We start from the raw sequence: 25,005 nt of genomic DNA on the forward strand, positions 1-25,005 counted from the left end.
GTTTGTATGGGAAACTGCGTCCCGGTATTTCAGCTCAGAACGGGGCGCAGCTTCCCCCAGAGCCTTCTTTCGGAAACTATGTCCCATTCTGGGTCCGGATTCCGGGATGCGCTTTCCGCAACGGACTTCTCGTGGAAAGCGCATCCCACTCTAGACGCCAATTCCGGGATGCATTTTTCGCGGCGACGTTGGCTACCTGCCGTCGTCGTCCTGGGCCTCTTCGTGTGCGTAAAGCTCCAGCATGCGGCGGCGGTATTCGCGCACGGCGAGCTTGGCGCGCTCCAGGCGGCGGCGCTCACGCGGGGTGAGCTTGCCGGGGTCGATCTCGTCGCCGTAAGTCTTTTCGGCCAGCAAATGGGCGGCGTCCACGATACGGGCATCGATGTGCCCGCTTGCCGCCTCGGCCGAGAGGCGGTCGGCAATGGAATCAAGGGTAGGTATGCCGTCGAGCGTGCGACCGTGACCATGCGAGGTCAGCAGCTCGTGCTCGCGTGCGAGCAGGCTCGCCAAATCGTGATGGGCGCGCAGGATGTCGAGCGCATCGGATGGATGCTCGGCAACTTCTGCCACGGCGGCGACCGGTGCGGCGTCGACCACGCGGTAGAAGAGCTGCGCGAGTAATGGCATCAAGAACACCGTGATGGCACCGGCGGCAACCATGACCGACGCAATATCTTGCGACAGCGCACCCGCGTTGACGGCAACGCTCGTCACGGCAACGATGATCGGCAGCGCCGTGGTGCAGTACAGGGCCACGGTAATGCGACCGTACGCCGACACATCGCGCGTCGCGGGACAAATACTCATAGAGATGAGAATGGGCACGGCGCGGATAACCAGCAACGCCACGATAAAGCCCACGAGCAAGCCGGGGCGCGATGCTACAGCCGTCAGGTCGATCTTGGCACCCGAAACGGTAAAGAACACCGGGATCAAAAAGCCATAGGCAAGGCCATCGAGTTTAAGCTCGAGCGTATGGTTGCCCTCGGGGATGATATAGCGCAGAACAAAGCCCGCGGCAAAAGCGCCCAACACGATATCGAGGCTAAAAATGGCCGAGAACGCCACGAGCGTGACCAGGATGAGCACTGTGAGGCGCACGAACGTCTGAGAAGTCGTATCGGCGCGCTCCTGAATAAAGGCAAAGAAGCGGCTGCCGATACGCTTGGAGCGGCTGGGGACCACAGCAAGCAGCACGCACACCACGGCGAACAGGCCCAAGATCAGCAACGTCTCGATACCCGTACGGGCAGACAGCAGCACCGACATGGCAAGCACGGGCCCGAGCTCGCCCCACGTACCATAGGCAAGAATCGAATCGCCGACGCGTGTCCCGGCAAGCGACCGCTCGCGCAAGATGGGCATGAGCGCCCCAAGTGCCGTCGAGGTCAACGCCAGCGTCACGGCGATGCCATCAAAATGACTGACCGAAAACCACGGGGTAAAGCGCACGGCAAGCCAGGCGATGCCAAACGTGACGACCCACGTCGCCATGCCGTAGCGCCCCTCGATGCCCGTGATGTTCTTGGGATCGATCTCAAAGCCGGCAAGCAGGAACAAAAAGGCCAGGCCGAGCTCGGACACGAGCGAGACCTCGGCATCCACATGGATAATGCCGAGCATATGAGGTCCCAGCACCGCGCCAAACACGAGCAAAAAGACCGTCTCGGGAACGGGTTTTCCGGGAATCGCCGAGGCGATGAAGGGGCTTGCAAAGGCCACGAGTGCGATGATGGCGAGTGAAACGAATGCCATGTGATGCCTTTCTCTTGTTTGCGCTTCACTGTAGCACCCTCGCCGTCCTCAACGCGCCGCGAGCTGTCGTATCATAGTGAGGTTTACAAACATGTGGCTCAAGGCGACCGCAGGGCAGGCCCCGCAAACCGACCGCTGCCGCATACCGTACCGTACGCCCAACCGATCAGGAAGGCAGGAACCAATGGTCTCTCGTATCTACGTGGAGAAGAAACCCGGGTTCGACGTCGAGGCTCAGCAGCTCAAGGGCGAGCTGACCGAAATTCTCGGCATCAAGGGCATCGAGGCCCTGAGGATCATAAACCGCTACGACGTCGAGGGCATCGACGAAGAGCTTTTCCGCTCCTGCGTGCCGACCGTCTTTAGCGAGCCCCAGGTCGATGTGACCTACGACGAGCTCCCCGCAAGCGATGGCGCCGTCTTTGCCGTCGAATTCCTGCCTGGCCAGTTTGACCAGCGCGCCGACTCCGCCAGCGAGTGCGTGCAGCTCATCAGCCAGGGCGAGCGCCCCGCCGTGCGCTCCGCCAAGGTCTATATGATCTCGGGCGCTCTGGACGAGGCCGCCATCGATGCCATCAAGCACTACGTGGTGAACCCCGTCGAGGCGCGCATCGCCTCACTCGACCTGCCCGAGACGCTGTACATGGAGACCCCCGAGCCCCAGCCCGTCGAGGTGCTCGACGGTTTCCGCGAGCTCGACGAAGCCGGCCTTGCCGCCTTTATCTCCGAGCGCGGCCTTGCCATGGACGAGGCGGACATCGCCTTCTGCCAGCAGTACTTCCGCGATGAGGACCGCGACCCCACCATCACCGAGATCCGCGTAATCGACACCTATTGGTCCGACCACTGCCGCCACACCACCTTCGGCACCGTCCTGGATGATGTGACGATCGATGACGCCGTGGTGCAGCAGGCCTTCGACCGCTACATGGAGATGCGCCACGAACTCGGTCGCGACGCCAAGCCCGTCTGCCTCATGGACATGGGCACCATCGGCGCCAAGTATCTCAAGAAGACCGGCGTCATGACCGATGTCGATGAGTCCGAGGAGATCAACGCCTGCACCGTCAAGGTAAAGGTCGATGTCGACGGCGAGGACCAGGACTGGCTGTTCCTGTTTAAGAACGAGACCCACAACCACCCGACCGAGATCGAGCCCTTCGGCGGTGCCGCCACCTGCGTGGGCGGTGCCATCCGCGACCCGCTGTCGGGCCGCAGCTACGTGTACCAGGCCATGCGTGTCACCGGCGCCGGCGACCCCACCGTCCCCGTGTCCGAGACGCTCGAGGGCAAGCTGCCGCAGCGCAAGCTCGTAACCACCGCCGCCGCCGGCTACTCCAGCTACGGCAACCAGATCGGCCTTGCCACCGGCCAGGTCAACGAGCTCTATCACCCCGGCTACGTGGCCAAGCGCATGGAGGTCGGCGCCGTCGTGGGCGCCACCCCGGCAAACCACGTGCGTCGCGAGTGCCCCGCCCCCACCGACAAGATCATCCTGCTGGGCGGCCGCACCGGCCGTGACGGCATCGGCGGCGCCACCGGCTCCTCCAAGACCCAGAACACCGAGTCCATCGAGACCTCGGGCGCCGAGGTCCAGAAGGGCAACGCCCCGGTCGAGCGCAAGCTGCAGCGTCTGTTCCGCCGCGGCGACGCCTGCCGCCTGATCAAGCGCTGCAACGACTTTGGCGCCGGCGGCGTCTCGGTCGCCGTGGGCGAACTTGCCGACGGCCTGTATGTCGACCTGGACACCGTGACCAAGAAGTATGACGGCCTGGACGGCACCGAGCTCGCCATCTCCGAGTCCCAGGAGCGCATGGCCTGCGCCGTCGCCGACGGTGACGTCGAGGAATTCATGGGCTACGCCGCCGAGGAGAACCTGGAGGCGACCGTTATCGCCGAGGTTACCGCCGAGCCGCGCATGCGCATGGCCTGGAACGGTGTGGCCATCGTCGACCTCTCCCGCGAGTTCCTCAACTCCAACGGTGCGCCCAAGCACCAGGTCGCCCACGTCTGCGCCCGCAGCGTGTGGCAACCCAGCTGGGCCGGCACCACGCTTGCCGAACGCATGACCTCGCTTGTCACCGACCTCAACGTCGCCTCCAACAAGGGCCTTTCCGAGCGCTTCGACTCCACCATCGGCGCCGCGACCGTGCTCATGCCCTTTGGCGGCAAGACGCAGCTCACCCCGAGCTCTGCCATGGTCGCCAAGTTCCCCGTGGACGGCGAGACCACCACGGCGAGCGCCATGGCATGGGGCTTCAACCCCTACCTGATGGAGGCCGACCAGTTTGCGGGCGCCTACCTGTCCGTGGTTGAGTCAATCGCCAAGCTCGTGGCCGCCGGCTTTGAGCACAAGCGCGCCTATCTCTCCTTCCAGGAGTACTTCGAGCGCCTGCGTACCGAGGCCGAGCGCTGGGGCAAGCCCACGGCAGCCGTCCTGGGCGCCCTCATGGCCCAGGTCGACCTGGGCGCCGGCGCCATCGGTGGCAAGGACTCCATGAGCGGCTCGTTTGAGGACGAGGCCGGCGAGCTCAACGTTCCGCCGACCCTGATCAGCTTCGCTGTGGCCGTGGGTAAGGCCGCCCGTGCCGTCTCGCCCGAGTTCAAGGGTCTGACGCATCGCGTCGTGCGCATCGCCCCCGCCACCTATGGTGAGGACTACCGCCCCGACGCTCAGCAGCTGCTCGCTGCGTTTGACGCCGTCGAGGCGCTCACCGCCAACGGCAACGCCCTGGCCATCTCCACGCCCGGCTACGGCTGCGGCGCCGAGAGCCTCTTTAAGATGTGCGTCGGTAACCAGATCGGTATCGAGCTTGCCGAGGATGTAGACGTGGAGAGCCTCTTCACCCCGCTCTACGGTAGCTTTATCGTCGAGCTCGCCGAGGATGCCGAGCTGCCCGAGGTCGCCGACGGCGTTGTCGTCGAGCCCCTGGGCACCACCGTCGAGGGCTATGTCTTCGACACCGGCTCCGAGGTCATCGAGCTCGCCGAGCTCCAGGAGGCCTGGGAGAGCGGCATCGAGGGCGTCTTTGCCTACCGCAGCGCCGGCAAGACCCCCGAGGTCGAGACCATCGACTTCCGTGCCAAGGATATCCACGTGTACGGCGGCGCCAAAATCGCCCGCCCGCGCGTGATCATCCCCGTGTTCCCCGGCAACAACTGCGAGTACGACAGCGCCCGCGCCTTCCGCGCCGCCGGCGCCGAGGCCGATACCTTCGTGATCAACAACCTCACGCCCGAGGCTGTCGCCGAGAGCACCCACGAGCTTGCCCGCCGCATCCGCCAAAGCCAGATCGTCATGATCCCCGGCGGCTTCTCGGGCGGTGACGAGCCCGATGGCTCCGCCAAGTTCATCACGGCGTTCTTCCGCGCTCCCGAGGTCACCGAAGCCGTCCGCGACCTGCTCAAGGCCCGCGATGGCCTCATGCTGGGTATCTGCAACGGCTTCCAGGCCCTGATCAAGCTCGGCCTGGTGCCCTACGGCGACATCGTCGACGCCACGCCCGATGCGCCCACGCTGACGTTCAACACCATCGGTCGCCACCAGAGCCGTCTGGTGCGCACCCGCATCTCGTCCAACCTGTCCCCGTGGCTGTCGCAGTGCAGCCTGGACGACCCCTACACCGTCGCCATCAGCCACGGCGAGGGCCGCTTTGTCGCCAATGACGAAGTGCTCGCCCAGCTGATCGCCAACGGCCAGGTCGCCACGCAGTACGTGGGCGAGAACGGCAAGCCCAGCATGGATCTCTCCGTCAACCCCAACGGCTCCGCACTCGCCATCGAGGGCATCACGAGCCCCGACGGCCGCGTCCTGGGCAAGATGGGCCATGCCGAGCGTCGCGGCGACAACCTGTACCGCAACGTGCCCGAGCATGTCCCCGGCGATAAGTTCATGCCGATCTTTGAGAGCGGCGTGGCCTACTTCGCTTAAACCTTTCCCATCGGGTACAATCCCCTCGGGTAACAACACCCGCCACCGACGCATCCGGTGGCGGGTTCTTTTTTGCTTCGCGCATGCAGGAAGGACATCATGGAAAGCCGCAAGCCGTATCTCGCCACCCTGCCCGGACTCATCCTGGGTTGTCTTGTTTGCTGTGCACTCTGGGGATCGGCGTTTCCCTGCATCAAGATCGGCTACGCGCTCTTTGGTATCCCGGCGCACGATAGCGCCTCGCAGCTGCTCTTTGCGGGCTTGCGCTTCACGCTTGCCGGCGCCCTGGTTATCGTTGGGATGAGTGCGGCCCAACGCCGCCCCCTCATTCCGCAGGCTCGCGACATCAAGCCCATCTTTGTCTTGTCGCTCTTCCAGACTATCGGGCAGTACTTCTTTTTCTATCTGGGCCTCTCGTGCGCCAGCGCCATGTCGAGCTCCATCATCGAGGCCAGCGCCAACTTCCTCGCAATCCTCTTTGCCGCCCTGGCGTTTCGCACCGAAAAGCTCAGTACGGCCAAGGTGCTCGGCTGTGCACTGGGCTTTGCCGGCGTCGCGCTCGTCAACCTTTCGGGCGCGGACGGCACCTTTGGCTTTACGCTCGACGGCGAGGGCTTTATCCTGGCCTCCACCGTCGCGGGTGCCCTGTCGACCTGCCTGATCGGCATCTTCTCGCGCGAGCACGACGGTGTCTTGCTTGCCGGGTGGCAGTTCTTGGTCGGCGGCCTGGTCCTCACCGCCATCGGGTTTTTGATGGGCGGCGCGCTCTCCCCCACTGAAATCGCCCCCGCCATCGCGCTCATTATCTATATGGCACTCATTTCCGCCGTCGCGTACTCGCTATGGTCGCGCCTGCTTGCCGTCAACCCCGTCAGCCGCGTCTCGGTCTTTGGGTTTATGAACCCCGTCTTTGGTGTGCTGCTGAGTGCACTGCTGCTTGGCGAGGGCGCCGGCACGAGCCCCGTTACCGTTATAGTTGCCCTGCTGTTGGTCTGCGGCGGCATCATCATCGTCAACAGGCCTAAAAAGGCCTAGCGAACTGCCCTTATTTAGCAGAGGGGATTCACATACTTTAGTTTAATAGAGTACATCGGAGAGCCGAGGGCCACCATGCACGCAAGCGTGCGCCCCTATTTCTAGCGTATCTGGACGCCAGCTTTCTTCTTCTCGTACTTTACGCGGTAGAGCTCCGCGTCGGCAGCACGAAGCAAATCTTGCCAGGTATCGACACCATCACCGACCCGTGCATAGCCGATGGACATCCGCAACAGATACGGCACCTCGGCGCGTGCGAGTTCATCGTTGATTGCCGCGCACAGACGCATGATGTCCTGTTCCGCCGCTGCCTTTTGGAGCACCACGAACTCATCGCCACCATAACGTGCGATAAAGCCACCAGCCGGCGAACAGACATCCTTGAGCGCCGTCGCAACAACCTGAAGAGCATGGTCGCCCTCCACATGTCCATAGCGATCGTTAATCTGCTTAAAGCCATCAGCGTCCATCATAAGCAGATATACATCTTCGGCCTGATCCGCATTTGAGAAGAGCGACAGCATATAGGTCTCAAAACGGTTGCGATTGTTAAGTCCAGTCAACGGGTCGGTCGAGATGAGCTGCTCCTGGTAGATGATGTAGAGCAGCAACATGCTAATCATTATGCCGACACAAAGGCCGGGCACCGAGTATACGACCTGAAAGGTACCGCCCACCAGGGCCGGAATGGCGAAAAATGCCAAGGTTCGATAGACGGCCTTCGTCTGCAGGCTCTCGACCCTGCGAGATTGCACAAACGCATGTAGGGACGTATGTATAACGTAACAGTAGCTGACGATGGGCTGGATCATATAGGCAAAGCCGCGACGATACACGCCCTGCGAATCGATATAGAACAGGGCGTGCGTCCAGTAACTGGTAAACGCCAGCACGACCACCAGAGCCGTAGGCAACGCTACAAGCACCACCCTATAGCGCGAGGTCAAAAGGCGAGAACCCTGCACCGTCTCGGAATAGATAAACCAAATGAGACACGCGATAGCAAAGAGCGAAAACGAAACCGCGTTGGAAATCCAGTTGGCAGCAATGCCCAACGTGCCGTCCACACCGTCCGAAAGCGTCCAGATCATATCGAATAATATGTACGCAGCAGACGTGTAGCCCAGCATGCTAAACAAAAGCTGCTGGGTGCTCGAGAACAGGGAGCGACGGCTTCGTACGGCAAGCCCGATAAGAACAATCATGCATAGCACGAATATCTCAATCTTGAGTGCCTTAACCACTAGCGCCATCCCTTCAATATCCAAGTGGTCAGAATCGCCCAATTCGAATCAGGGCAATAAACACCCCTTTACTCCGCAGGGGTAAAGGGGATAATAGCAGAGCGCCCGAACATCACTGCAAAACAGTTTCTGTTCGGGCGCCCATACGGCGCGAATTGCACACGCCGGCATCATTGATGGGTATCGATTGCTACTCGCCATCGATGTCAGTCGCGACAGCCTCCTCGATGGCCTCGACACCGACAGGCGACAGATCCTCCTTGCCTTGGCAGAACTTCTTGTCGACCCAGCCAGTCAGAATCGGAGCCATGATCGCCGTGATGATAACGGCGGTGGCGATCTGAGCGTACGCGGTGGGCGCAAGCTCGGCGTAGCGCGGTGCGACCTCGGCGAGGGCAACCGGTGTGGTCATAGCCGTGCCGGCAATGGTGGAGCAAGCCACAGCGGCCTTGCCATTGCCGCCGCACAGACGCTCAAACGCAAAGGTGATGGGACCGACGACAAACAGCGTGACAAGGCCCAGCAAGATGCCGGAAATACCGCCGGTGATAAAGCTCGACAGGCTCATGGACGCACCGAGCTGAAATCCGATGACGGCAATCGCGGGATTGGCACCGGGAACCAGCAGGTTCTTGATAAACGGGAACAGGTTGCCCAGAACCATGCCAATAACGAGTGGCAAGATGGAGCCGATAATGGTGCCAATGGGAATGTTGGCGAGACCCGAGACACCGAGGATGATCATCGTGACGGCGGGGCCGGCCGTAAAGAACAGGATACCGACGGCGCCCTGCTCGGACTCATCGCCGAACTCGCCCATGATGCCCGTATAGAGCGCCATGTTGCAAAACGTGATGCCGCCGATGATAGACACGGAACTCAGACCCAGGAAGTTGTCGTTAAAGAAATATGCCACGCCCAGGCCGAGAGCCGCTGCGACGACCAGTTTGGGGATCAGCACGACGATGCCGGTCTTGATAGCGCCCGGTGTGGACTTAAAGCTGATGCCGGCACCCACGAAGAGTAGGATCGCAGCGACGATGGTATTGGAGCCACCGCGGCAGGCAGCCGTAAAGAAGCCACCGATCTCAAAAACCTGCGGGCAGAAGGTGTTGAGCAAAAGACCGACGATCATCGGATAGATCATGATGTCGCCCGGGATGCGCGGGACCTTGAATTTCTTTTGCTCGTTGGCGTTCGCTTCCTGTGCCATGAAACCCCCATTTCCGCTGACGGGGTACAAAAGCCCACGTCACGCTTTGCTACAGTAAAGTTTGACCATGGTACCAGAAGAAATAGACCAGCTCGGTGAAAAATTCGACAAGTTGGGATGGAACGAGATTCGGCGCCCGCGACGCCACCCCTATATAAGGCTCAAGACGATATAGAGTACGATGCCCGAGACGCAGCACCACAGCATCGATTTTGTCTTGACCGCCACGACCACGACGCCGGCGGCCGCAATCCAGGGAACCAAGGCAGGCCAGAGCCCCGCGTCGAACGCGCCGGGACTCACCAAGTCGTTGGCGACCAGCGCGGCAAAGGCGGCGGGCGGGATATAGCCCAGGGCCTCGGTAATGCGGGGCGACAGGGTCCGCCCGCGCAAGGCGAACGCCGGCGCGATGCGAAAGAACGCGATAGCAGCCCACGACGACAGCCACAGAACCAAGAACTCGTTAACGGGCATCGCGGGCACCTCTTCCGTCAAATACAGCATCGCACGCCAGCGCAATGGTAATGCCGACCACGACGCTTGCCGGCACGGCAATATTCACGAGGCCCAAGAACTTGCATACGGCGACGGACACCGCGCCCGAAACCGCCGCGACAACGTTGCCGCGCGACAGCCGCTGCGAAAAGAGCAGGAAGATAAAGAGCGAGGTGCAGATAAAGGCTGCAATGGCGGTGGGAATATCGACAACGGCGCCGACGATGGCGCCCATCGTACACGATACGCCCCATGTTGCGATAAGGATCACGTTGAGCACAAAGGACTCGCGCGGGCCCCAATCCTCCCCTTCAACCAACTTGGCAAGCGAGATGCCATATGCCTCCTCGGTAAGTGTCGCGGCAACAGCCAGCGTCTGACGCTTCGAGGCACCCGTCAGATGTGGAGCGATCGATGCCGAGTAAAGCGCAAAGCGCGAGGAGATTGCGGCGACGCTCGCGACGATCGACGCCGCAGGCACACCTGCCAGCCACAGATTGCAGATCATAAACTGCCCGCTGCCCGTCACGAACGTGCTGCTCAGAGCAAAAACCATCCAGGGTTCCATTCCCGTCTGCCCCATGATCATTCCGCACGGCGCGCCTATTGCAACATAGGTAAGCATCACTGGCCAGACGGTTCTAACGATTTTGAGCACCATACGCTTCTCATCCTGACAAGGTCTCCGAGCCGCATGTAGCGACACGGCAGAATCATCATCCGACAGCAACCGAGTTCACCTACAATTGCCACCGGATCGAAAGACACAACTTTTTAGGAAGTCATTATGACAGCTATCGATCGAGACCGGGCGCGCGCGGCCTTCAAAAGCTACACCGATGCCTACGACGCCACTAACCCACGCATCGCGCTCAAAATCGAGCATACGTACCACGTGGCCGAGGCATGCGATGCCGTAGCGCGCGAGCAGGGCTGGTCGTCAGAAGATATTGACCTAGCATGGCTTTGCGGCCTGCTGCACGATATGGGCCGCTTTGAGCAGCTGCGACGCTGGGACACCTTTAAGGACGCCGAGAGCATGAGCCATGCGGCGCTGGGCATCGAGGTCCTCTTTGGCGAGAATCCCGCCGATGCACCCGCCGTAACGAGCATCCGCGACTTTATCGATGACCCGGCAGAAGATGAGCTCATCCGAGCGAGCATTGCCTATCACAGCGATTTCCGTCTACCCGCGCAGCTCGACGAGCGCACGCGGAGCTTCTGCGATATCGTGCGCGATGGTGACAAGATCGACATTATGCGCACCATCGCCGACAGCACCGTCGACACCATCCTCAAGGTGGACGAGAAGACGTTTCTCGGCAGCCGTTTCTCGTCGCCGACACTTGCCGCCTTTGACGAGCACCGCTGCGTCGCACGCGATGAACGCAACGAGCCCGCAGACTACCTGGTGGGACTCATCTGCTTTATGTTTGAGCTCGTCTATCCAGCGAGCCGCGCGCTGGCGCGCGAGCAGGGCGATATCTACCGCCTGCTCGACGCGCCCTTTGGCATTACGCGCCCCTTTACCGACCCCGCCACGCAGGCAGCCTGGAGCCGCCTAAAGGACGAGATGCGCGACTGGCTGGCGCGCGCCTAGCGCTCAAGCTGGGCCAGCAGCTCCTCGACGACCTCGACGGCGTCCCCAACAACCTTGTACTGGGCAGCACCGAAAATGGGGGCATCCGGGTCCTCGTTAATGGCGATAATGCACTCCGCCCCACCGATGCCGGCAAGATGCTGGATGGCGCCCGAAACACCGATACTCACGAGAAGCTTGGGCGAAACCGATACGCCGGTCTGGCCAATCTGATGGCGATACTCCAACCAGCCGGCCTCCACGACAGGTCGCGTGCAACCAAGCTCGGCTCCCAGAGCCTCGGCGAGCCTTCGCATCAGGGGCAGATTCTTCTTGGAGCCAATGCCGCGGCCCACCACGACCAGGCGCTCGGCATCGGCGATCGAGGCCTGCTGCCTCCACTCCTCGGCGGGAATCGAGATCTCGACACGAGCCTTAGCATCATCCGCAAGCGATATCTGGGTGATCGTGCCGGAGCGGCCGTAGTCAAAGTCGGGTGCCTTAAAGATGCCGGGACGAACCGTTGCCATCTGGGGACGATGATTGGGGCAGACGATGGTGGCCATCAGGTTGCCGCCAAACGCCGGACGCGTCTGTTGCAGCAGTCCCGTCTCCGTATCCATCGAAAGTACGGTGCAGTCAGCCGTAAGGCCCGTCTGCAAGCGCACGGCAACGCCGGGTGCCAGTTCGCGGCCAAAAGCGGTCGCACCGTATAGGATGGCCTCGGGTTTGCGTTCGGCTACCAAATCGCAGATCAAGTGGGCGTAGACCTCCGCATCGTTTTGGCGCAGGCGCTCGTCGCGACAGGCCAGGACTTCGTCGGCGCCCGCGCAAACCAGATGCTCCAGGTCACCGAGAGAACCCTCGGGGCCCATACCGACCAGTGCCACCAGGCGGCAGCCGCGAGCATCGGCAAGCTCGCGCCCCTTGCCCATGAGCTCGTAGGCCACGGGAGCCACGGCGTCGCGCTCGTCAGTCTGCACGAAGACCCAAATGTCTCGATATGCATCAAGGTCCACCGCACCAGCGGCCTCGTCACGCTCGATCGAGATAGCGTTGACAGGGCAGGCGTCGACGCACCCACCGCATAGGATGCAGCCGTCGGTTACGTGGGCGCATCGGTTGGGTCGCTCGCCTTCCACTACGATGCCGCCCGAGGCACAGGCGCGAACGCAGCGACCGCAGCCGATACAGGCTTCGCTATCGATAATCAGTCCGCTCATCTATGCCATCCCCTCGATAATCTTGGCAAGTTCTACCGCCTGCTCGGACGCCGTCCCCTCAACGGCCTCGCACGTTTGGTCACGGTCGGGCACAAACGAGCGCACGACCTGCGTCGGTGATCCGGCAAGGCCGCAACGCGAGGGATCGGCGTTTACGTCGGCAGCGCTGGCCACACGCACGTCTGCATCCTCGGCCGCGCGAATACCGGCAATACTCGGCATGCGCAGCTGGCCAATCTCCTTGGCAGTCGTCATCGCGCACGGCATCTCCAGGCACACCGTCTCCTCGCCGGCATCGCATCCGTGAACGAGCGCCAGCGAGCCACACGTCGTAAAGCCCGCGCTCTGCACGCAGCTCACGTCGGTCACGCAGGGAATCTCAAAGGCACCGGCAAGCTCGGGACCAATCTGGGCCGTATCGCCATCCACCGCCATCTTGCCGCAGATGAGCAGGTCGAAGTCCTCGTCGAGCGCCTCGATGCCGCACTTAAGGGCATAGGTGGTTGCCAGGGTATCGGCACCTGCAAAGGCGCGATCGGTTAGCAGCAGTGCGTCATCGGCGCCTCGGGCGATGCAGTCGCGCAGCAGCGACTCGGTCGCGGGGATGCCCATCGACACCACCGTTACACGCACGTCCATGCCAAAGCCGATAAAGTCGTCTTTCAGCGCCAGCGCGCATTCGAGGGCGCTTGCATCGAACGGGTTAATGACCGCCTGCTTGCCATCACGCACGATAGTATTGGTCTTGGGGTCCATCTTGACCTCGGTGCTTCCGGGCACCGCCTTGACGCACACCGCCATATGGAAATCACTCATCTTCACGCGCCCCCTTTCTGGACGAGTTCATCCAAGAGCTTCTCCGTAAACAGGTTGCCGCGACCCAGCTGGCCGGCAGGATCGAGCTGGAGTTTGAGGCGCGCCGACTCGACCATAGCCTCGTGGCCGTACATCGTCTCCAAGAAGCCCGCCTTGATCTTGCCGACGCCGTGTTCGGCAGAAACGGCACCGCCCATGGCCGTGACCTCGGAAGCCCACTGGGCAAAGAGCTCTCCACCACGACGGTAGTCTTGCGCATCGCGCGGCAGGATATTCACATGCAGATGGTTGTTGCCGATATGTCCCCAGGCAGCAGACTCAAGCCCGCTTTCGGCCAGCGTGCGGCGATAGAGGGCAACGACATCGGCCAGGCGCGCGTTGGGCACAGACATATCCGACCCCAGCTTGGTAATGGTGGGGTCGGTGCGGCGACGCTCGTCAATGAGCATGTTGACGCTCTCGGGGACGGCGTGGCGGAAGAACAACTGGCACTCGCGATCGACCTCGGTGCGCGCAACCCAGGTCGCGTCGTCGCGGCCGCCCGCAAGCTCCAAAACCAACCCCAAGTGGTACAGCTCCTCGGTCGCCTGCGCCTCGTCGTCGCAGTCGAGCTCCACGTAGACACAGACCTTTGCCTCCTTGTCGAGCGCTGGCAGCGAGGCAAACGCGGTCGACTGCTCGCGCTGGCGACGAAGGATATCCAGGGCGCCGGCATCGAAATACTCAATAGCGGCGGCATGGGACAGCACGGGGCGCACGGAATCGGTAAAGGACACCGCCTTGTCCTCGCTATCGAAAAAGCAGCTCACGCCCCATACGACCGCAGGTGCCGCTTGCAGGGCAATCTCGAGCTCAGTGATAACGCCGAGCGTGCCACAAGCGCCGATAAAGAGGTCGATGGCGTCCATATCGTCCGCAACAAAATAACCCGAGGCATTTTTGGTCTTGGGCACGGTGTAGCCAGGAAGATCGAGCTCGAGTGTGTGGCCCTCTGCCGTCACGAGCGACAGGTGACGGCCCTGGGCAAAAGCCTCGCCGCGGTGAAGCTCAAGCAAACCGCCATCAGCCAGCGCGACGTGGAGTCCCGTGATATGCGGGCGCATGGGGCCGTAAGCGTAGCTGCGGGCGCCGGAGGCGTTGCATGCCGCCATGCCGCCCAGACAGGCAGATGTCTCGGTGGGATCGGTGGGAAAGAACTGCTCGGGAGCTTCCTGGAACTCCTCGTAGGCTTCAAGCGATGCCTGGTCCCAGCCGGCAGTCGGCAGCACTTTCTTGCCCAGCTGCTTGCGCAGCTCAGACAGCACGACGCCGGGCGCCACACGCAAAAGAAAGCGGCCCTGCTCATCGCGGCGAATGCCCAGGTAGCGATTCATGCGGGAAGTATTGAGAATGTGACCGCCATGAGGCACGGCGCCGGCGGCAAGACCGGTCCGGGCGCCCTGAACCGTCACCGGGACACGCTCGGCATGGAGCTTTTTCAAAATGGCGCGGACCTCGTTCTCCGTTGTCGGAAACGAGATGCTTGAGGCCTCGCCCGACGTGCGAGACTCATCGCGGCTATACTCTTCGAACTCATCGGTGAAGGGCTTGATGGTTGCAGACACGCGAACTCCCCCTTTAGCTAACTACAGTGTTTGCAGGGAGATGTTACCGCATCGTTTCGTCGACGTGTTCGAGACCGTCTCCATAATTGGCGTTTTTTACGTTCGTGCAATTCGGCGAACGGCAAGTCTTCCTCGGCAGACGAAGCTTTTAACACATATGGTCACGCCGTCGCCGATCGCTCGATTGTCGCTCGAAAAAAGTTGAAGTAATTTTTGCTGCCTTTTACCTGCGGAGACACCAATCCGTCAAGCATTTGGTCAGAAATTGGTCAAGTTGCGACTGATAGGGTCGGCGTCGACAGCCAAAGCCAAGAGAAGGTTTGGCCCAAGAGCAGGGAGGTTCCCATGGCATATTACTGGCCCCAGTACGGCGTCGCCATCGAGGTCGACGACGATCCCTATCTCCTGCCTTTCGACGAAGAGGCGTTCCCCGATACGGCGGTCTACCATGTCACCACCGATGTTATCTGCGACCCCGAGTCGTTCTCGGCGCTCGCCCACCACATCGCTCGTATCCACGACATCGAGCTCCCTCACGACTTCGACGAGCTCATCTACTCGCGCCGCCTGATGCTTCACATGCTCTTTGGAGCGGACCCGTCCACGTTCGCACGTGTCTACACCACCAAGGACGCCGCATGAGTGCGAAGAAGCCGCCCCGCCTCGCAGGACTGGGGCGTCGCAAGAAACTCGTCGTTGTCTGCCTGGCTATCGTCTGCGCCCTCATCGCCGTAGGGCTATACGCCTGGCAGTCGCAGCCCGTGCCCGAAGCGGGTGCCTCAGTCACGACGGCAGAGGGTAAATCGCGCCAAGAAATCCAAGATGAGCTCGATGCCATCGTCCGCGACAACATGATGACGATCTCGGTCGCGCCGGTCGCTCAGCTGCAGGAGAACGGCAAGCTGCGCGTCAACGTGCAAAACGTCCAAGACAATAAATTTCCCCAGCGATTCCGCGTCATCCAAAACGACGAGACCATGTACGAATCCGGTGTGGTCGAGACCGGCAAGACAATCGAGACGTGCCCCGCCGGCGACATCAAGGAAGGCGAGGCGTACATCGAGATCCAGGCACTCGATGCCAAGACCCTCGACAGCCACGGCAATCCGACACGTGTCAAGGTGCGGGTTGAGCAAACCGAGAACTAGCTTTTCCGGCCGACGCGGCACCGCACGCAATTCACCAGCATTCGTCCAATCATCGCGGGGACGGCCCGCGGCGAATAGAAAGGAACGACCATGGACATCACCAGGAACATGAGCGGAGCCAGAGCGCTCGTCGTGGGCGCAGGGCTCGCGCTCGCGCTCGCAATGGGCGCCGCCCCGACGCCAGCTATGGCAGCCGGGCGCGTTGGAACCACGAAGGTAATGGTCAGGACCGAGATCGACAACGTTGAGTTCAAAGTTCCGACGGTTATTCCCTTCGTCGCCAAGGCCGACGGCACGCTTCAGGGCCCCTCAGAAGACGCGACCACCATCGACAATCATTCGGCCTACGGCATCCATGTCACCAACATGAAGATCGACGCCATGAACACCTGGACCATTGCTGCCGACGCCAAGGCCGGAACCGCACAGAACTCCATCGACTTTAAGGTCGGCCCCGACGGCGCACTCCAGAACGCCAGCGCCGCAATGCAGGAGACGGGCCTCGATCTTTCCAAGAACGCAGCCTTCGACATGGGCTACCAGGGCATTGCCGGCGGCACGGACAAAATTAAGCTCAAGACAAGCGGAAACGTCGCCCGCGTCACGCGCGACATCTTCCGCGTAACCGGCGAAGGCGATCAGGTCGCAACGATCACCTGGACGGTCGAGCCCGGTGCGCACACGGCATAAGGCTATCGCCCTGGCCGCCACCGTCAGCATCCTAGCGTTTGGGCCAGCCATGGCCTTTGCCCAGCAAGAACAGGCACAGGCCGCCACGCAAGTGACGGTCGATCTCTCGGAGCTCGACCGCGGCGACCGCGAGGAACCGTTGGCGCAGACAGGCGACAGACGATGGCTCTTGGCAGTAGGTGCCACAGCAGCAGGCGCGGGGACCGCCGGCCTCGGTCTGCACATCAAACACAGCCAGAAACAAAACACGGATAGGCCGCACTAAATTAGCTAAGGAGACCCCATGGCATCGAAGAACCTTTTGCCCGTCGTCGCACTCTGCGGCGCGCTCGCAACCGGAACGCCTGTCGCCGCTTGGGCGACTCCCGTCATGGCGGACTCCTTACCAGCAGCCCTAAGTTCCGCCCCAAATCCGTCGAGCGCCATTGCGTGCAAGCGTTTTTCGATCGCGCAGGCCGCGATCTCAACCTCGGGATGCCTTCGTCGTAATACGGATGGCTCGATAGTCGTGGATATCAAGCGTTCGAACAAGGCAAACGGCTCCCAGGCGGGGTGCGCCGTCTGCACGTGGCGCTCGGTTGTGCTCGATGCAGATGGCGATCCATGCAATTTAGAGCTGCGCATCGACATCGCTTCGGTCGATGACTCGGCGAACGGAGCGAAGGTCGTCTTCGACGGTGCGTTTTTCGAGAAAGGAGGCGGTATATGTCTGGGCTGCGCCGCCGCGAATGCAGACGACACGCAGCCCACCCTCTCATTCACGGCATCGTTGCAGCTGACCAAAGCCGGCACCGATGCCGTCGCGGCGGGAGAAGCGTCCCTGCTGTTCTACGCCGTCAGCACCAAAGACACAGACGCTCATTTCGAGAAGCCAGCCGGATCACTCAGCCTTACACGAGGGATAGAGGCAGGCCCTATTGAAATCGATGCCCACGCGCAAAGCAGGCAACGTATTCTTGCCGACCCGGCGCTTCTCGAAGTGGAGTGGAACGGATCCGGAGCCATCGGAATTCTCCCCTCCACGCTTGACGCCAAGACGCTCCCCTCAAACGACGAACCCATCAACGCAACCACACAAGAAGAGAGCGCGGACAAAGAAGCAGGTGCGGGCGACACGCCGTCGCCGACAAACAGCGTCCCAGCTTCTTTCGAAGCACCGAATGAGCCCGCTACCGATCCAAACGATCCCGAGCTCGCGGACAGTCTGGGGCTTGCTGATCCTCAAGAGATCGATGAAGGTAACTGCTGCGTGCTTGCCGCGCTCGACCACGCGGAGGTCATCGACGCTGCGAACATCGAAGTTGCCGCCGCCAATCAGCCCGTCCGCAAGTCGGCCATCATCGCATTTCCCGAATCCATCGAAGTCGTCTTTTTGCCATCGGGCGAGGTCGTGGCCCCAACACTGCTCACCCTGTTGGGCGCCAAGAATACTCGAAACGAAATTAAAAAGGTCACGGTTGTCGACCCTGCAACCACCGCTAAACTGCGTCTATACGCCGTTGCCCCAGACGGAGGCAAAACCTTGGAATTCGATGGTGACACACTCCTAGCCTGGCGACGTCTGGACATTATGCAAGACGTCTCGTATCAAATCGAACTCGAAGGGTTTGATCGTGCCCGCGATGCCAATATCATCGCCGCGGCTATTGAATCCCCACAGCGGCTTATGACACTGCGCTTTGACTACTATCCCTATGTCCCGACAACCACCTGAGGCTTAAATGCTGCGCATCATTCCTAACACCACTTATATAACGTATTAGATGAGTCGCGATGTGCCTCGCATTTCGTTCTGCTACGATTGCCACGTTGGCATCAATACAGGAGGGCTCATGCCGGGCTTGGGAACAGTCATCAACGTTGTGCTTTTAGTTGCGGGCGGTCTTTTGGGATTAGCGGGCGGCCGCTTCATTACACCGTGCATCCAAGACACGCTCATGAAAGCATCGGGGCTGTGCGTCCTGTTTATCGGCCTGGGCGGCACCATGCAAAAGATGCTCGTCATCGATGGAAAGGCGCTGTCGACCACCGGTACCACCATGCTCATCGTCTCATTTGCGCTCGGTTCGCTCATCGGCGAGGCCATCAACTTGGAGGCCGCCATCGAGAACCTTGGCGAATGGCTCAAGCGCAAGACTGGCAGTGAGGGCGATAACGAATTTACCAGCGCTTTTGTCTCGACTTCACTCACCGTGTGCATCGGCGCCATGGCCATTGTGGGATCGATTCAGGACGGCCTGCTCGGCGACTGGTCAACGCTTGCCCTCAAGGGCACACTGGACTGCATCATCGTCTGCACCATGACGGCCTCGCTTGGCCGCGGCTGCATCTTCTCCGCCCTGCCCGTCACCGTGTTCCAGGGGACGATTACGTTGTTTGCCGGCGCGCTCTCCCCCATCATGACCGCAGCGGCCCTCAACAGCCTTTCGCTCGTAGGCTCCATGCTCATCTTCTGCGTCGGCGTCAACCTCATCCGTCCTCAGACCTTCCGCACGGCCAATATGCTTCCCTCCGTCGTCATCGCCGTCATCTACGCCCTCCTGTTCTAAATCTATCAACGCAGCGGTATCTCGAACATCTGTTTGATGCTGTGCTATGATATGAGGTCACCGTAGCTGTGTTCGAGAGGAGGAGCGGTGGCCGACCAGGACATCAAGATGCTCATCGAGCGCATCATGGCCGAGGCCCGGACCCATCAGTCCGCCCGCTTCTCAAACGAAACCTACGCAGACGAGCCGATTCTCAAAACCGGCCGACAGATGCAGAATTTCCTCCCCGACCAGTACCGTAAAATGCGCGAGATATCGCGCTGGCAGGATGACCCCAAGGGCGGTGCGGGCCGCTGGCTTTCGGAAGCCGAGCTTTTTTACCGCCAGGGCCTGCTGATGGCCGACTTTGAGGACGACTGTCCCTACAACGGCACCTTTAAGTCGTACTTTCCCACCTACAACGCCATGAGCGACCGGCAGCTGCGCGGCTACTTTACCTGGCGTGCCCAAGTGCGCCGCGGAACCGTCGAGGAAACGTCTACGTCCTTTGCCTTTCTGTATCTCTATGAGCTGATTTGCGGCATTGGCGTAGATAATCCACTCGATGGTTTTAACAAGATCAGGGCTTTTTGGGATGTCTATCGCGCCTTCGAGCCCGGCATCGACCGGTTTGCGCGCGTGTGGCTGCAAGATTACGCCGTGTTCCACGGGCTCGACCCCAAGCTGCTTCGTGACTCTAAAACCGTCATGTTCGATAACGCCCTTATCGAGCTGCGACGCGCGGCGCGAGACCTTGTACCGGCACCGGCACCGTCCGGCCAGACCCCTAAGCGTCGCAAAACCTCCGAGCCCACGCTCCCCCTTCCGCCCGATGAGGTGCGCGAGGAGCGACTCATGGCCGCCATCAACGCCCTCTCCACGTACAACCTAAGTAACTCGCGGCTCGACCGCAGCCACCACCGCGATCTGCGCCACGTGGCGTGCGCCGTGTATGTCCGCATGGCGCGCTACTATGACACGCACCGAAAGACCGGCATCGTGGCAAGTTTATTTGGGGAGGAGACGGCCATGCCCTACACCATGTTTGCCTCGGCCGTATTCTTTGCGCCCGAGCGCCACGAGGACTGCGAATACCGTCTGGACCCCATCCATATCTACCGTTGCCAAAACGGTTTTTGGGAATGCATGCGGATTCACGGTAGCAGGCAAAAGAGCAGCAAGCTCGGTGAAATGATGCGCGCCTGTGACCAACGCCTGCGCCTGGCGCTGGACCCCGCCCATCCCCTTAAGGAAGAAAAGGTCCCCAAATATCTGGCCAAGATTATCGATGACGAGATTGTGGCATGGCTTTCGTGGGACGCCGCACACCAGCCCGTCAAGATCGATATCGATTTGAGCCAGCTGGGGCACATTCGGAGCGCTGCCGCACAAACGCGCGAAGCGCTTTTGATCGACGAGGAACGCGAGGACGGCGCGTCCGCAGAAGCCGAGGCAGCGGACTCAGGGCAACCGGAAGCCGAGCCTGCGGCCGCCGCGACGGTCGAGGCGGTCGCGGCGGCCGCAGGGCAGGACGAGTCCGACGAGCCGACCATATCCACCGAACAGTTTAGTGTCGTAGCACCGCTTCTCGCACCGACGCCCGCGTTCGCAGCTGCTGCGCCCGCTGACGCCACGAACGAACTCGCGCCCGCCGCAGACGCCTATCTCCGCGCGCTGCTCGAGCACAACGCAGTACAGGCGGAATCGGCGGTAGTGCAATCGGAGCAGAGCGAGGACATGCTCGTCGATACCATCAACGAGGCGTTCTTTGACCTGGTGGGCGACACCGTAATTGAATTTAGCGCGGCAGGGCCGCAGATTATCGAGGACTACGAAGCAGACGTGAGAGGATACCTAGACCATGAGTGATACCGCATCCGCAGCACCTCGCGTGCCCAAGCGCGTCGCTGCCGTCATTCTCAACTCGCTCAAGGGCGGTGTGGTCCCGCGCATCGGCCTTCCTTACATCACCGTAGGGCGCGAGGTCGAGATCCGCGCCCTGCTCACCGATCTGAGTCTCATCGCCGACGGTGGCGCGAGCTTCCGCTTTCTGGTCGGTCGTTACGGCGCCGGCAAGAGCTTTTTGCTCCAGACTATCCGCACGCACGCCATGGGCGAGGGATTCGTCGTCGCTGATGCCGACCTGTCGCCCGAGCGCCGCCTGCAGGGCGGTCAGGGACAGGGCCTTGCCACCTACCGCGAGCTCATCCGCAATATATCGACCAAAACGCGCCCCGAGGGCGGTGCGCTCAACCTTATTCTGGATCGCTGGGTCGCCTCGTGTGCCGACGTCGACGAGTCGCTCGTCAATGCCCAACTGGCCCCGCTCGAGGAGATGGTCCACGGCTTCGACTTCACCCGCATGCTCCGCCGCTATCGCATGGCCGCATCCGGGGGCGACGAAGAGACCATGAGCCGCGTGACCAAATGGATTCGCGGCGAATACCGCACCAAGAGCGAGGCACGCGCCGAGCTGGGCTCCTCGACCATCATCAGCGATGACGACTGGTACGACTACGTTAAGCTCATTGCGCGCTTTTTGGTTTGCAGTGGCTACAAAGGCATGCTGGTGCTCATCGACGAGCTCGTGAATCTGTATAAGATTCCCAACGCCATCACGCGCCAATACAACTACGAGAAGATCCTGACTATGTACAACGACACGCTCCAGGGCAAGGCGCAGTACCTGGGCATGATCATGGGCGGCACGCCAACCTCCATCGAAGACCGCCGCCGCGGCGTGTTCTCCTACGAGGCCCTGCGCAGCCGACTCGCTCAGGGCCGCTTTGCGCGCGAAGACCTTAAGGACATGCTCGCGCCCATCATCCGCCTGCAGCCACTCACCTACGAGGAGCTACTGGTGCTCATCGAAAAACTCATGCAGATCCATGCCGGCTACTTTGGCTGGACGCCCACGCTTGCCGAAAACGACTTGGTGGACTTTCTCAAGATTGAGTTCGGCCGCGTGGGAGCCGATACGCACTTGACGCCGCGTGAGGTTATCCGTGACTTTATCGAGCTGCTCGATATCCTGTGTCAGAACCCCGATGCAAATGTGGCCGAGCTGCTGCAAAGCGTCGGCGGCGACGCGCTGGCGCCGGCGGCCGCAACAGGCGACACCGGCACCGCAGGCGGCGACCGCAACTTCGCCGAGTTCACCATCTAACCTACCAAAAAGGGACAGGTTTATTTTGGCAGGTTTTATCTGAGCAAACGTTGAAGCAGTAATGCAGCAAGCCGTTGCCAGCCGCGTTGAGAGATTCGATGTTGAAAGGAGGCCCCGTGAACGCCTTTGACCGCTACGCCCCGTTTATCCAAGACTTCATCTACTCCCACGATTGGGAGAGTCTGCGCTCTATCCAGGTTGCGGCGGCAGGCGCCATCTTCAACACGCAAGACAATGTGCTCCTGACGGCATCCACGGCATCTGGCAAAACTGAGGCGGCCTTCTTTCCCATCCTGACCGAGTTTTGGGAGAACCCGCCCGCGAGCGTGGGCGCCCTCTACATCGGCCCCCTCAAAGCGCTCATCAACGATCAGTTCGTCCGTCTCAACGACCTCTGCGAAGAGGCCGATATCCCTGTCTGGCACTGGCATGGCGATGTCTCGCAGTCGCACAAGGCCAAGCTCATCAAAAAACCAAGCGGCATCTTGCAGATTACGCCCGAGTCACTCGAGGCGCTCTTAATCCATAAGCACATGGCGATCCCGCGCATGTTTTGCGACCTGCGCTACGTGGTCATCGATGAGGTCCACTCGCTCATGCGCGGCGACCGTGGCGGGCAAACACTCTGCCTTATCGAGCGACTCTCGCGCATGGCCGGCGTGCAGCCTCGCCGCATTGGCCTTTCGGCCACCATCGGCGACCCCGAGCGCACGGGCGCTTTTCTCTCACAGGGAACGGGGCGCGACTGCGTTATCCCCCGCTTTGAGGAACCGCGCCGCATGTGGCGCATCTCCATGGAGCACTTCTACAACTCGGGTCCCCAGGCACAGCAGCGGGGATTCGTAGGCACGGGTCCACAAGAAGCCGAGGTGCTTACTTGCGAGCGTATTGAGACGGCGGCGCCCGCGGCGCTGCCCGCATCCGGACAAGACATGTGCCACAGCGGACAGCTTGCACAGGAAGAACGCCGTCAACGTCGCGAGCAGGCGCGGGGCAAGGCCGCTCCCAAAGACCGTCGCACTTCCTCGGCCCCCGAGGGCGAAGTCGACATCCCACGAGCGGCCGAGCAGGCGCTTCTCAACCCCACCGACACGGCACCCGACAACGCCGACCCCGGTATGGGCTATATCTTTGAGCATACGCGCGGGCGCAAGTGCCTGGTCTTTGCCAACTCGCGCGAGGAGGCAGAGGCCGTGTGCTCCATGCTGCGCAGCTACTGCGAAAGTCGACACGAGCCCGACCGCTTTCTCATCCACCACGGCAACCTTTCGGCATCGCTGCGCGAGACGGCCGAGGAGCTCATGCGCGACGAGGAGCAGGCGCAGACAACCGTCACCACCTCCACGCTGGAGCTCGGTATCGATATCGGCCGCCTGGAGCGCGCCTTCCAGATTGACGCGCCGTTTACCGTCAGCTCCTTTTTGCAGCGCATGGGGCGCACAGGCCGTCGCGACCTTCCGCCCGAGATGTGGTTTGTCATGCGCGAGGAAGAACCCGAGCCGCGCACGATGATGCCCGAGACCATTCCGTGGAAGCTCCTGCAAGGCATCGCGCTTGTACAACTCTATCGCGAGGAAAAGTGGGTCGAACCGCCCGAGCTCGATCGACTCCCCTACAGTCTGCTCTATCACCAGACCATGTCGACCCTCGCCAGCACCGGAGAGCTCACACCGGCCGAACTTGCCCAGCGCGTGCTCACACTGAGCTATTTCCATCGCATCTCGGCCGATGACTATCGCGTGCTGCTGCGTCACCTCATTAAGATCGACCATATCCAGGTCACCGAAGGCGGCGGGCTCATCGTGGGTCTCGCGGGCGAGCGCATCATCAACAACTTTAAGTTCTACGCCGTGTTCCAGGAAAACGAGGAGTTCACTGTTCGCAGCGAGTCGGCCGAGTTGGGCACGATCGTCAATCCCCCACCGCCCGGTGAGCGCATCGCCATCGCAGGCCATTGCTGGATTGTCGAGGAAGTGGACTGGAAGCGTCATACCGTCTTTGCCACGCAGGTCAAGGGCCGTGTGCCGGCCTACTTTGGCGACTGCCCCGGTGACATCAATACACACGTACTCGAACGCATGCGCAAGGCGCTCAACGAGCATGCGGCATATCCGTATCTCATGGGCAACGCACGGGCACGTCTTGCACAGGCTCGTCATACCGCCGAGATTTCGGGTGCGGGAACTAAGCCGCTCATCAACCTGGGTGGCGACACCTGGGTGCTCTTCCCCTGGTTGGGCAGCTACGCCTTCCTAGCACTTGAGCGCATGCTTAAAATCAAATGCGCTGCTGAGTTAGGCCTTCGCGGACTCGACCCGTCACGCCCGTACTTTATGCAGTTTAAGATGAAGGCCGACGAGGAGACGTTCTTTGAAGTGCTCGCCGCCGAGGCCGAGAAGGACTTCGATCCCATCGAGCTCGTCTATCCCGGCGAGGTGCCTTACTTTGATCGTTACGATGAGTTCGTTCCCGAAGAGCTTGTGTGCAAGGGCTTTGCCGAAGGCGTGCTCGACATCGAGGGTATGAAGCAGCGCGCCCTCAGCTGGCGTGACCACGCCTAAGACCAGTCTTTTTGGGA

At 61.3% G+C, this 25,005-nt stretch carries 19 protein-coding genes; 11 read left to right on the plus strand and 8 right to left on the minus strand.

The window, feature by feature from the left end; all coding sequences use genetic code 11:
- Positions 1-192 precede the first annotated feature (192 nt).
- Positions 193-1,755, minus strand: a complete 1,563-nt coding sequence (locus tag DWZ15_RS00935; RefSeq protein WP_118448698.1) for a cation:proton antiporter — start codon at positions 1,753-1,755, stop codon at positions 193-195.
- Between the two features lie 184 nt (positions 1,756-1,939).
- On the opposite strand from DWZ15_RS00935, the gene DWZ15_RS00940 reads away from it, so the two are divergent.
- Positions 1,940-5,686 (plus strand): phosphoribosylformylglycinamidine synthase, encoded by a 3,747-nt coding sequence (locus DWZ15_RS00940; protein ID WP_118448701.1) that lies wholly within the window; start codon positions 1,940-1,942, stop codon positions 5,684-5,686.
- Between the two features lie 99 nt (positions 5,687-5,785).
- Positions 5,786-6,721, plus strand: a complete 936-nt coding sequence (locus DWZ15_RS00945) for a DMT family transporter (RefSeq protein ID WP_118448704.1) — start codon at positions 5,786-5,788, stop codon at positions 6,719-6,721.
- A gap of 101 nt (positions 6,722-6,822) precedes the next feature.
- On the opposite strand, the gene DWZ15_RS00950 is transcribed toward DWZ15_RS00945, so the two are convergent.
- The 4 genes from DWZ15_RS00950 to DWZ15_RS00965 all read right to left on the minus strand — a co-directional run bounded on the left by DWZ15_RS00950 (position 6,823) and on the right by DWZ15_RS00965 (position 10,334).
- A complete protein-coding gene (locus DWZ15_RS00950) occupies positions 6,823-7,965 on the minus strand; it encodes a diguanylate cyclase (RefSeq protein ID WP_158572469.1) in 1,143 nt (380 codons plus the stop codon).
- Positions 7,966-8,155: 190 nt separating this feature from the next.
- The gene (locus DWZ15_RS00955) at positions 8,156-9,178 is read right to left on the minus strand and encodes a 2-keto-3-deoxygluconate permease (RefSeq protein ID WP_118448710.1); all 1,023 of its coding nucleotides are present in this window, start codon (positions 9,176-9,178) and stop codon (positions 8,156-8,158) included.
- Positions 9,179-9,328: 150 nt separating this feature from the next.
- Complete coding sequence (locus tag DWZ15_RS00960; RefSeq protein WP_035137063.1) at positions 9,329-9,652, minus strand: AzlD domain-containing protein; 324 nt, start codon at positions 9,650-9,652, stop codon at positions 9,329-9,331.
- Positions 9,642-10,334 carry an AzlC family ABC transporter permease gene (locus DWZ15_RS00965; protein WP_118448713.1) on the minus strand — a complete coding sequence of 231 codons (693 nt, stop codon included), beginning with the start codon at positions 10,332-10,334 and terminating at the stop codon, positions 9,642-9,644. Before DWZ15_RS00965 ends, DWZ15_RS00960 begins: the two co-directional genes overlap by 11 nt.
- Before the next feature lie 126 nt (positions 10,335-10,460).
- Between DWZ15_RS00965 and DWZ15_RS00970 the strand changes: the two genes are divergently transcribed.
- Positions 10,461-11,273, plus strand: a complete 813-nt coding sequence (locus DWZ15_RS00970; protein WP_118448716.1) for an HD domain-containing protein — start codon at positions 10,461-10,463, stop codon at positions 11,271-11,273.
- Here the strand turns inward: DWZ15_RS00970 and DWZ15_RS00975 are convergent.
- Genes DWZ15_RS00975 through DWZ15_RS00985 form a run of 3 tightly spaced genes read right to left on the minus strand, consistent with a single transcriptional unit; the run spans position 11,270 to position 14,895 of the window.
- Positions 11,270-12,475: an electron transfer flavoprotein subunit alpha gene (locus tag DWZ15_RS00975; protein ID WP_118376797.1), complete on the minus strand. Its 1,206-nt coding sequence runs from the start codon at positions 12,473-12,475 to the stop codon at positions 11,270-11,272. The genes DWZ15_RS00970 and DWZ15_RS00975 overlap by 4 nt on opposite strands.
- A complete protein-coding gene (locus tag DWZ15_RS00980) occupies positions 12,476-13,291 on the minus strand; it encodes an electron transfer flavoprotein subunit beta/FixA family protein (protein WP_118448919.1) in 816 nt (271 codons plus the stop codon).
- 2 nt (positions 13,292-13,293) lie between these two features.
- Positions 13,294-14,895, minus strand: a complete 1,602-nt coding sequence (locus DWZ15_RS00985) for an FAD-binding oxidoreductase (protein ID WP_118448719.1) — start codon at positions 14,893-14,895, stop codon at positions 13,294-13,296.
- A gap of 345 nt (positions 14,896-15,240) precedes the next feature.
- Here DWZ15_RS00985 and DWZ15_RS00990 point away from each other — a divergent pair, with 345 nt between their 5' ends.
- The 8 genes from DWZ15_RS00990 to DWZ15_RS01030 all read left to right on the plus strand — a co-directional run bounded on the left by DWZ15_RS00990 (position 15,241) and on the right by DWZ15_RS01030 (position 24,988).
- Positions 15,241-15,537, plus strand: a complete 297-nt coding sequence (locus DWZ15_RS00990) for a hypothetical protein (protein WP_089573322.1) — start codon at positions 15,241-15,243, stop codon at positions 15,535-15,537.
- A complete protein-coding gene (locus tag DWZ15_RS00995; RefSeq protein WP_118448722.1) occupies positions 15,534-16,043 on the plus strand; it encodes a hypothetical protein in 510 nt (169 codons plus the stop codon). Before DWZ15_RS00990 ends, DWZ15_RS00995 begins: the two co-directional genes overlap by 4 nt.
- A 90-nt stretch (positions 16,044-16,133) precedes the next feature.
- Positions 16,134-16,733, plus strand: coding sequence for a hypothetical protein (locus DWZ15_RS01000; RefSeq protein WP_118448725.1), 600 nt, complete (start codon positions 16,134-16,136; stop codon positions 16,731-16,733).
- A gap of 283 nt (positions 16,734-17,016) precedes the next feature.
- Positions 17,017-18,447 (plus strand): hypothetical protein, encoded by a 1,431-nt coding sequence (locus DWZ15_RS01010; RefSeq protein ID WP_118448727.1) that lies wholly within the window; start codon positions 17,017-17,019, stop codon positions 18,445-18,447.
- A 118-nt stretch (positions 18,448-18,565) separates the two neighbouring features.
- Positions 18,566-19,282 carry a DUF554 domain-containing protein gene (locus DWZ15_RS01015; protein ID WP_199579999.1) on the plus strand — a complete coding sequence of 239 codons (717 nt, stop codon included), beginning with the start codon at positions 18,566-18,568 and terminating at the stop codon, positions 19,280-19,282.
- Between the two features lie 87 nt (positions 19,283-19,369).
- Positions 19,370-21,130 (plus strand): TerB N-terminal domain-containing protein, encoded by a 1,761-nt coding sequence (locus tag DWZ15_RS01020; RefSeq protein ID WP_233544591.1) that lies wholly within the window; start codon positions 19,370-19,372, stop codon positions 21,128-21,130.
- A complete protein-coding gene (locus DWZ15_RS01025) occupies positions 21,123-22,427 on the plus strand; it encodes an ATP-binding protein (RefSeq protein WP_118448730.1) in 1,305 nt (434 codons plus the stop codon). Before DWZ15_RS01020 ends, DWZ15_RS01025 begins: the two co-directional genes overlap by 8 nt.
- A 116-nt stretch (positions 22,428-22,543) precedes the next feature.
- The gene (locus tag DWZ15_RS01030) at positions 22,544-24,988 is read left to right on the plus strand and encodes a DEAD/DEAH box helicase (protein ID WP_118448733.1); all 2,445 of its coding nucleotides are present in this window, start codon (positions 22,544-22,546) and stop codon (positions 24,986-24,988) included.
- Positions 24,989-25,005 lie beyond the last annotated feature (17 nt).

The organism is Collinsella sp. AF29-7AC, from assembly GCF_003475665.1.
In the GTDB taxonomy this organism is placed as follows: domain Bacteria; phylum Actinomycetota; class Coriobacteriia; order Coriobacteriales; family Coriobacteriaceae; genus Collinsella.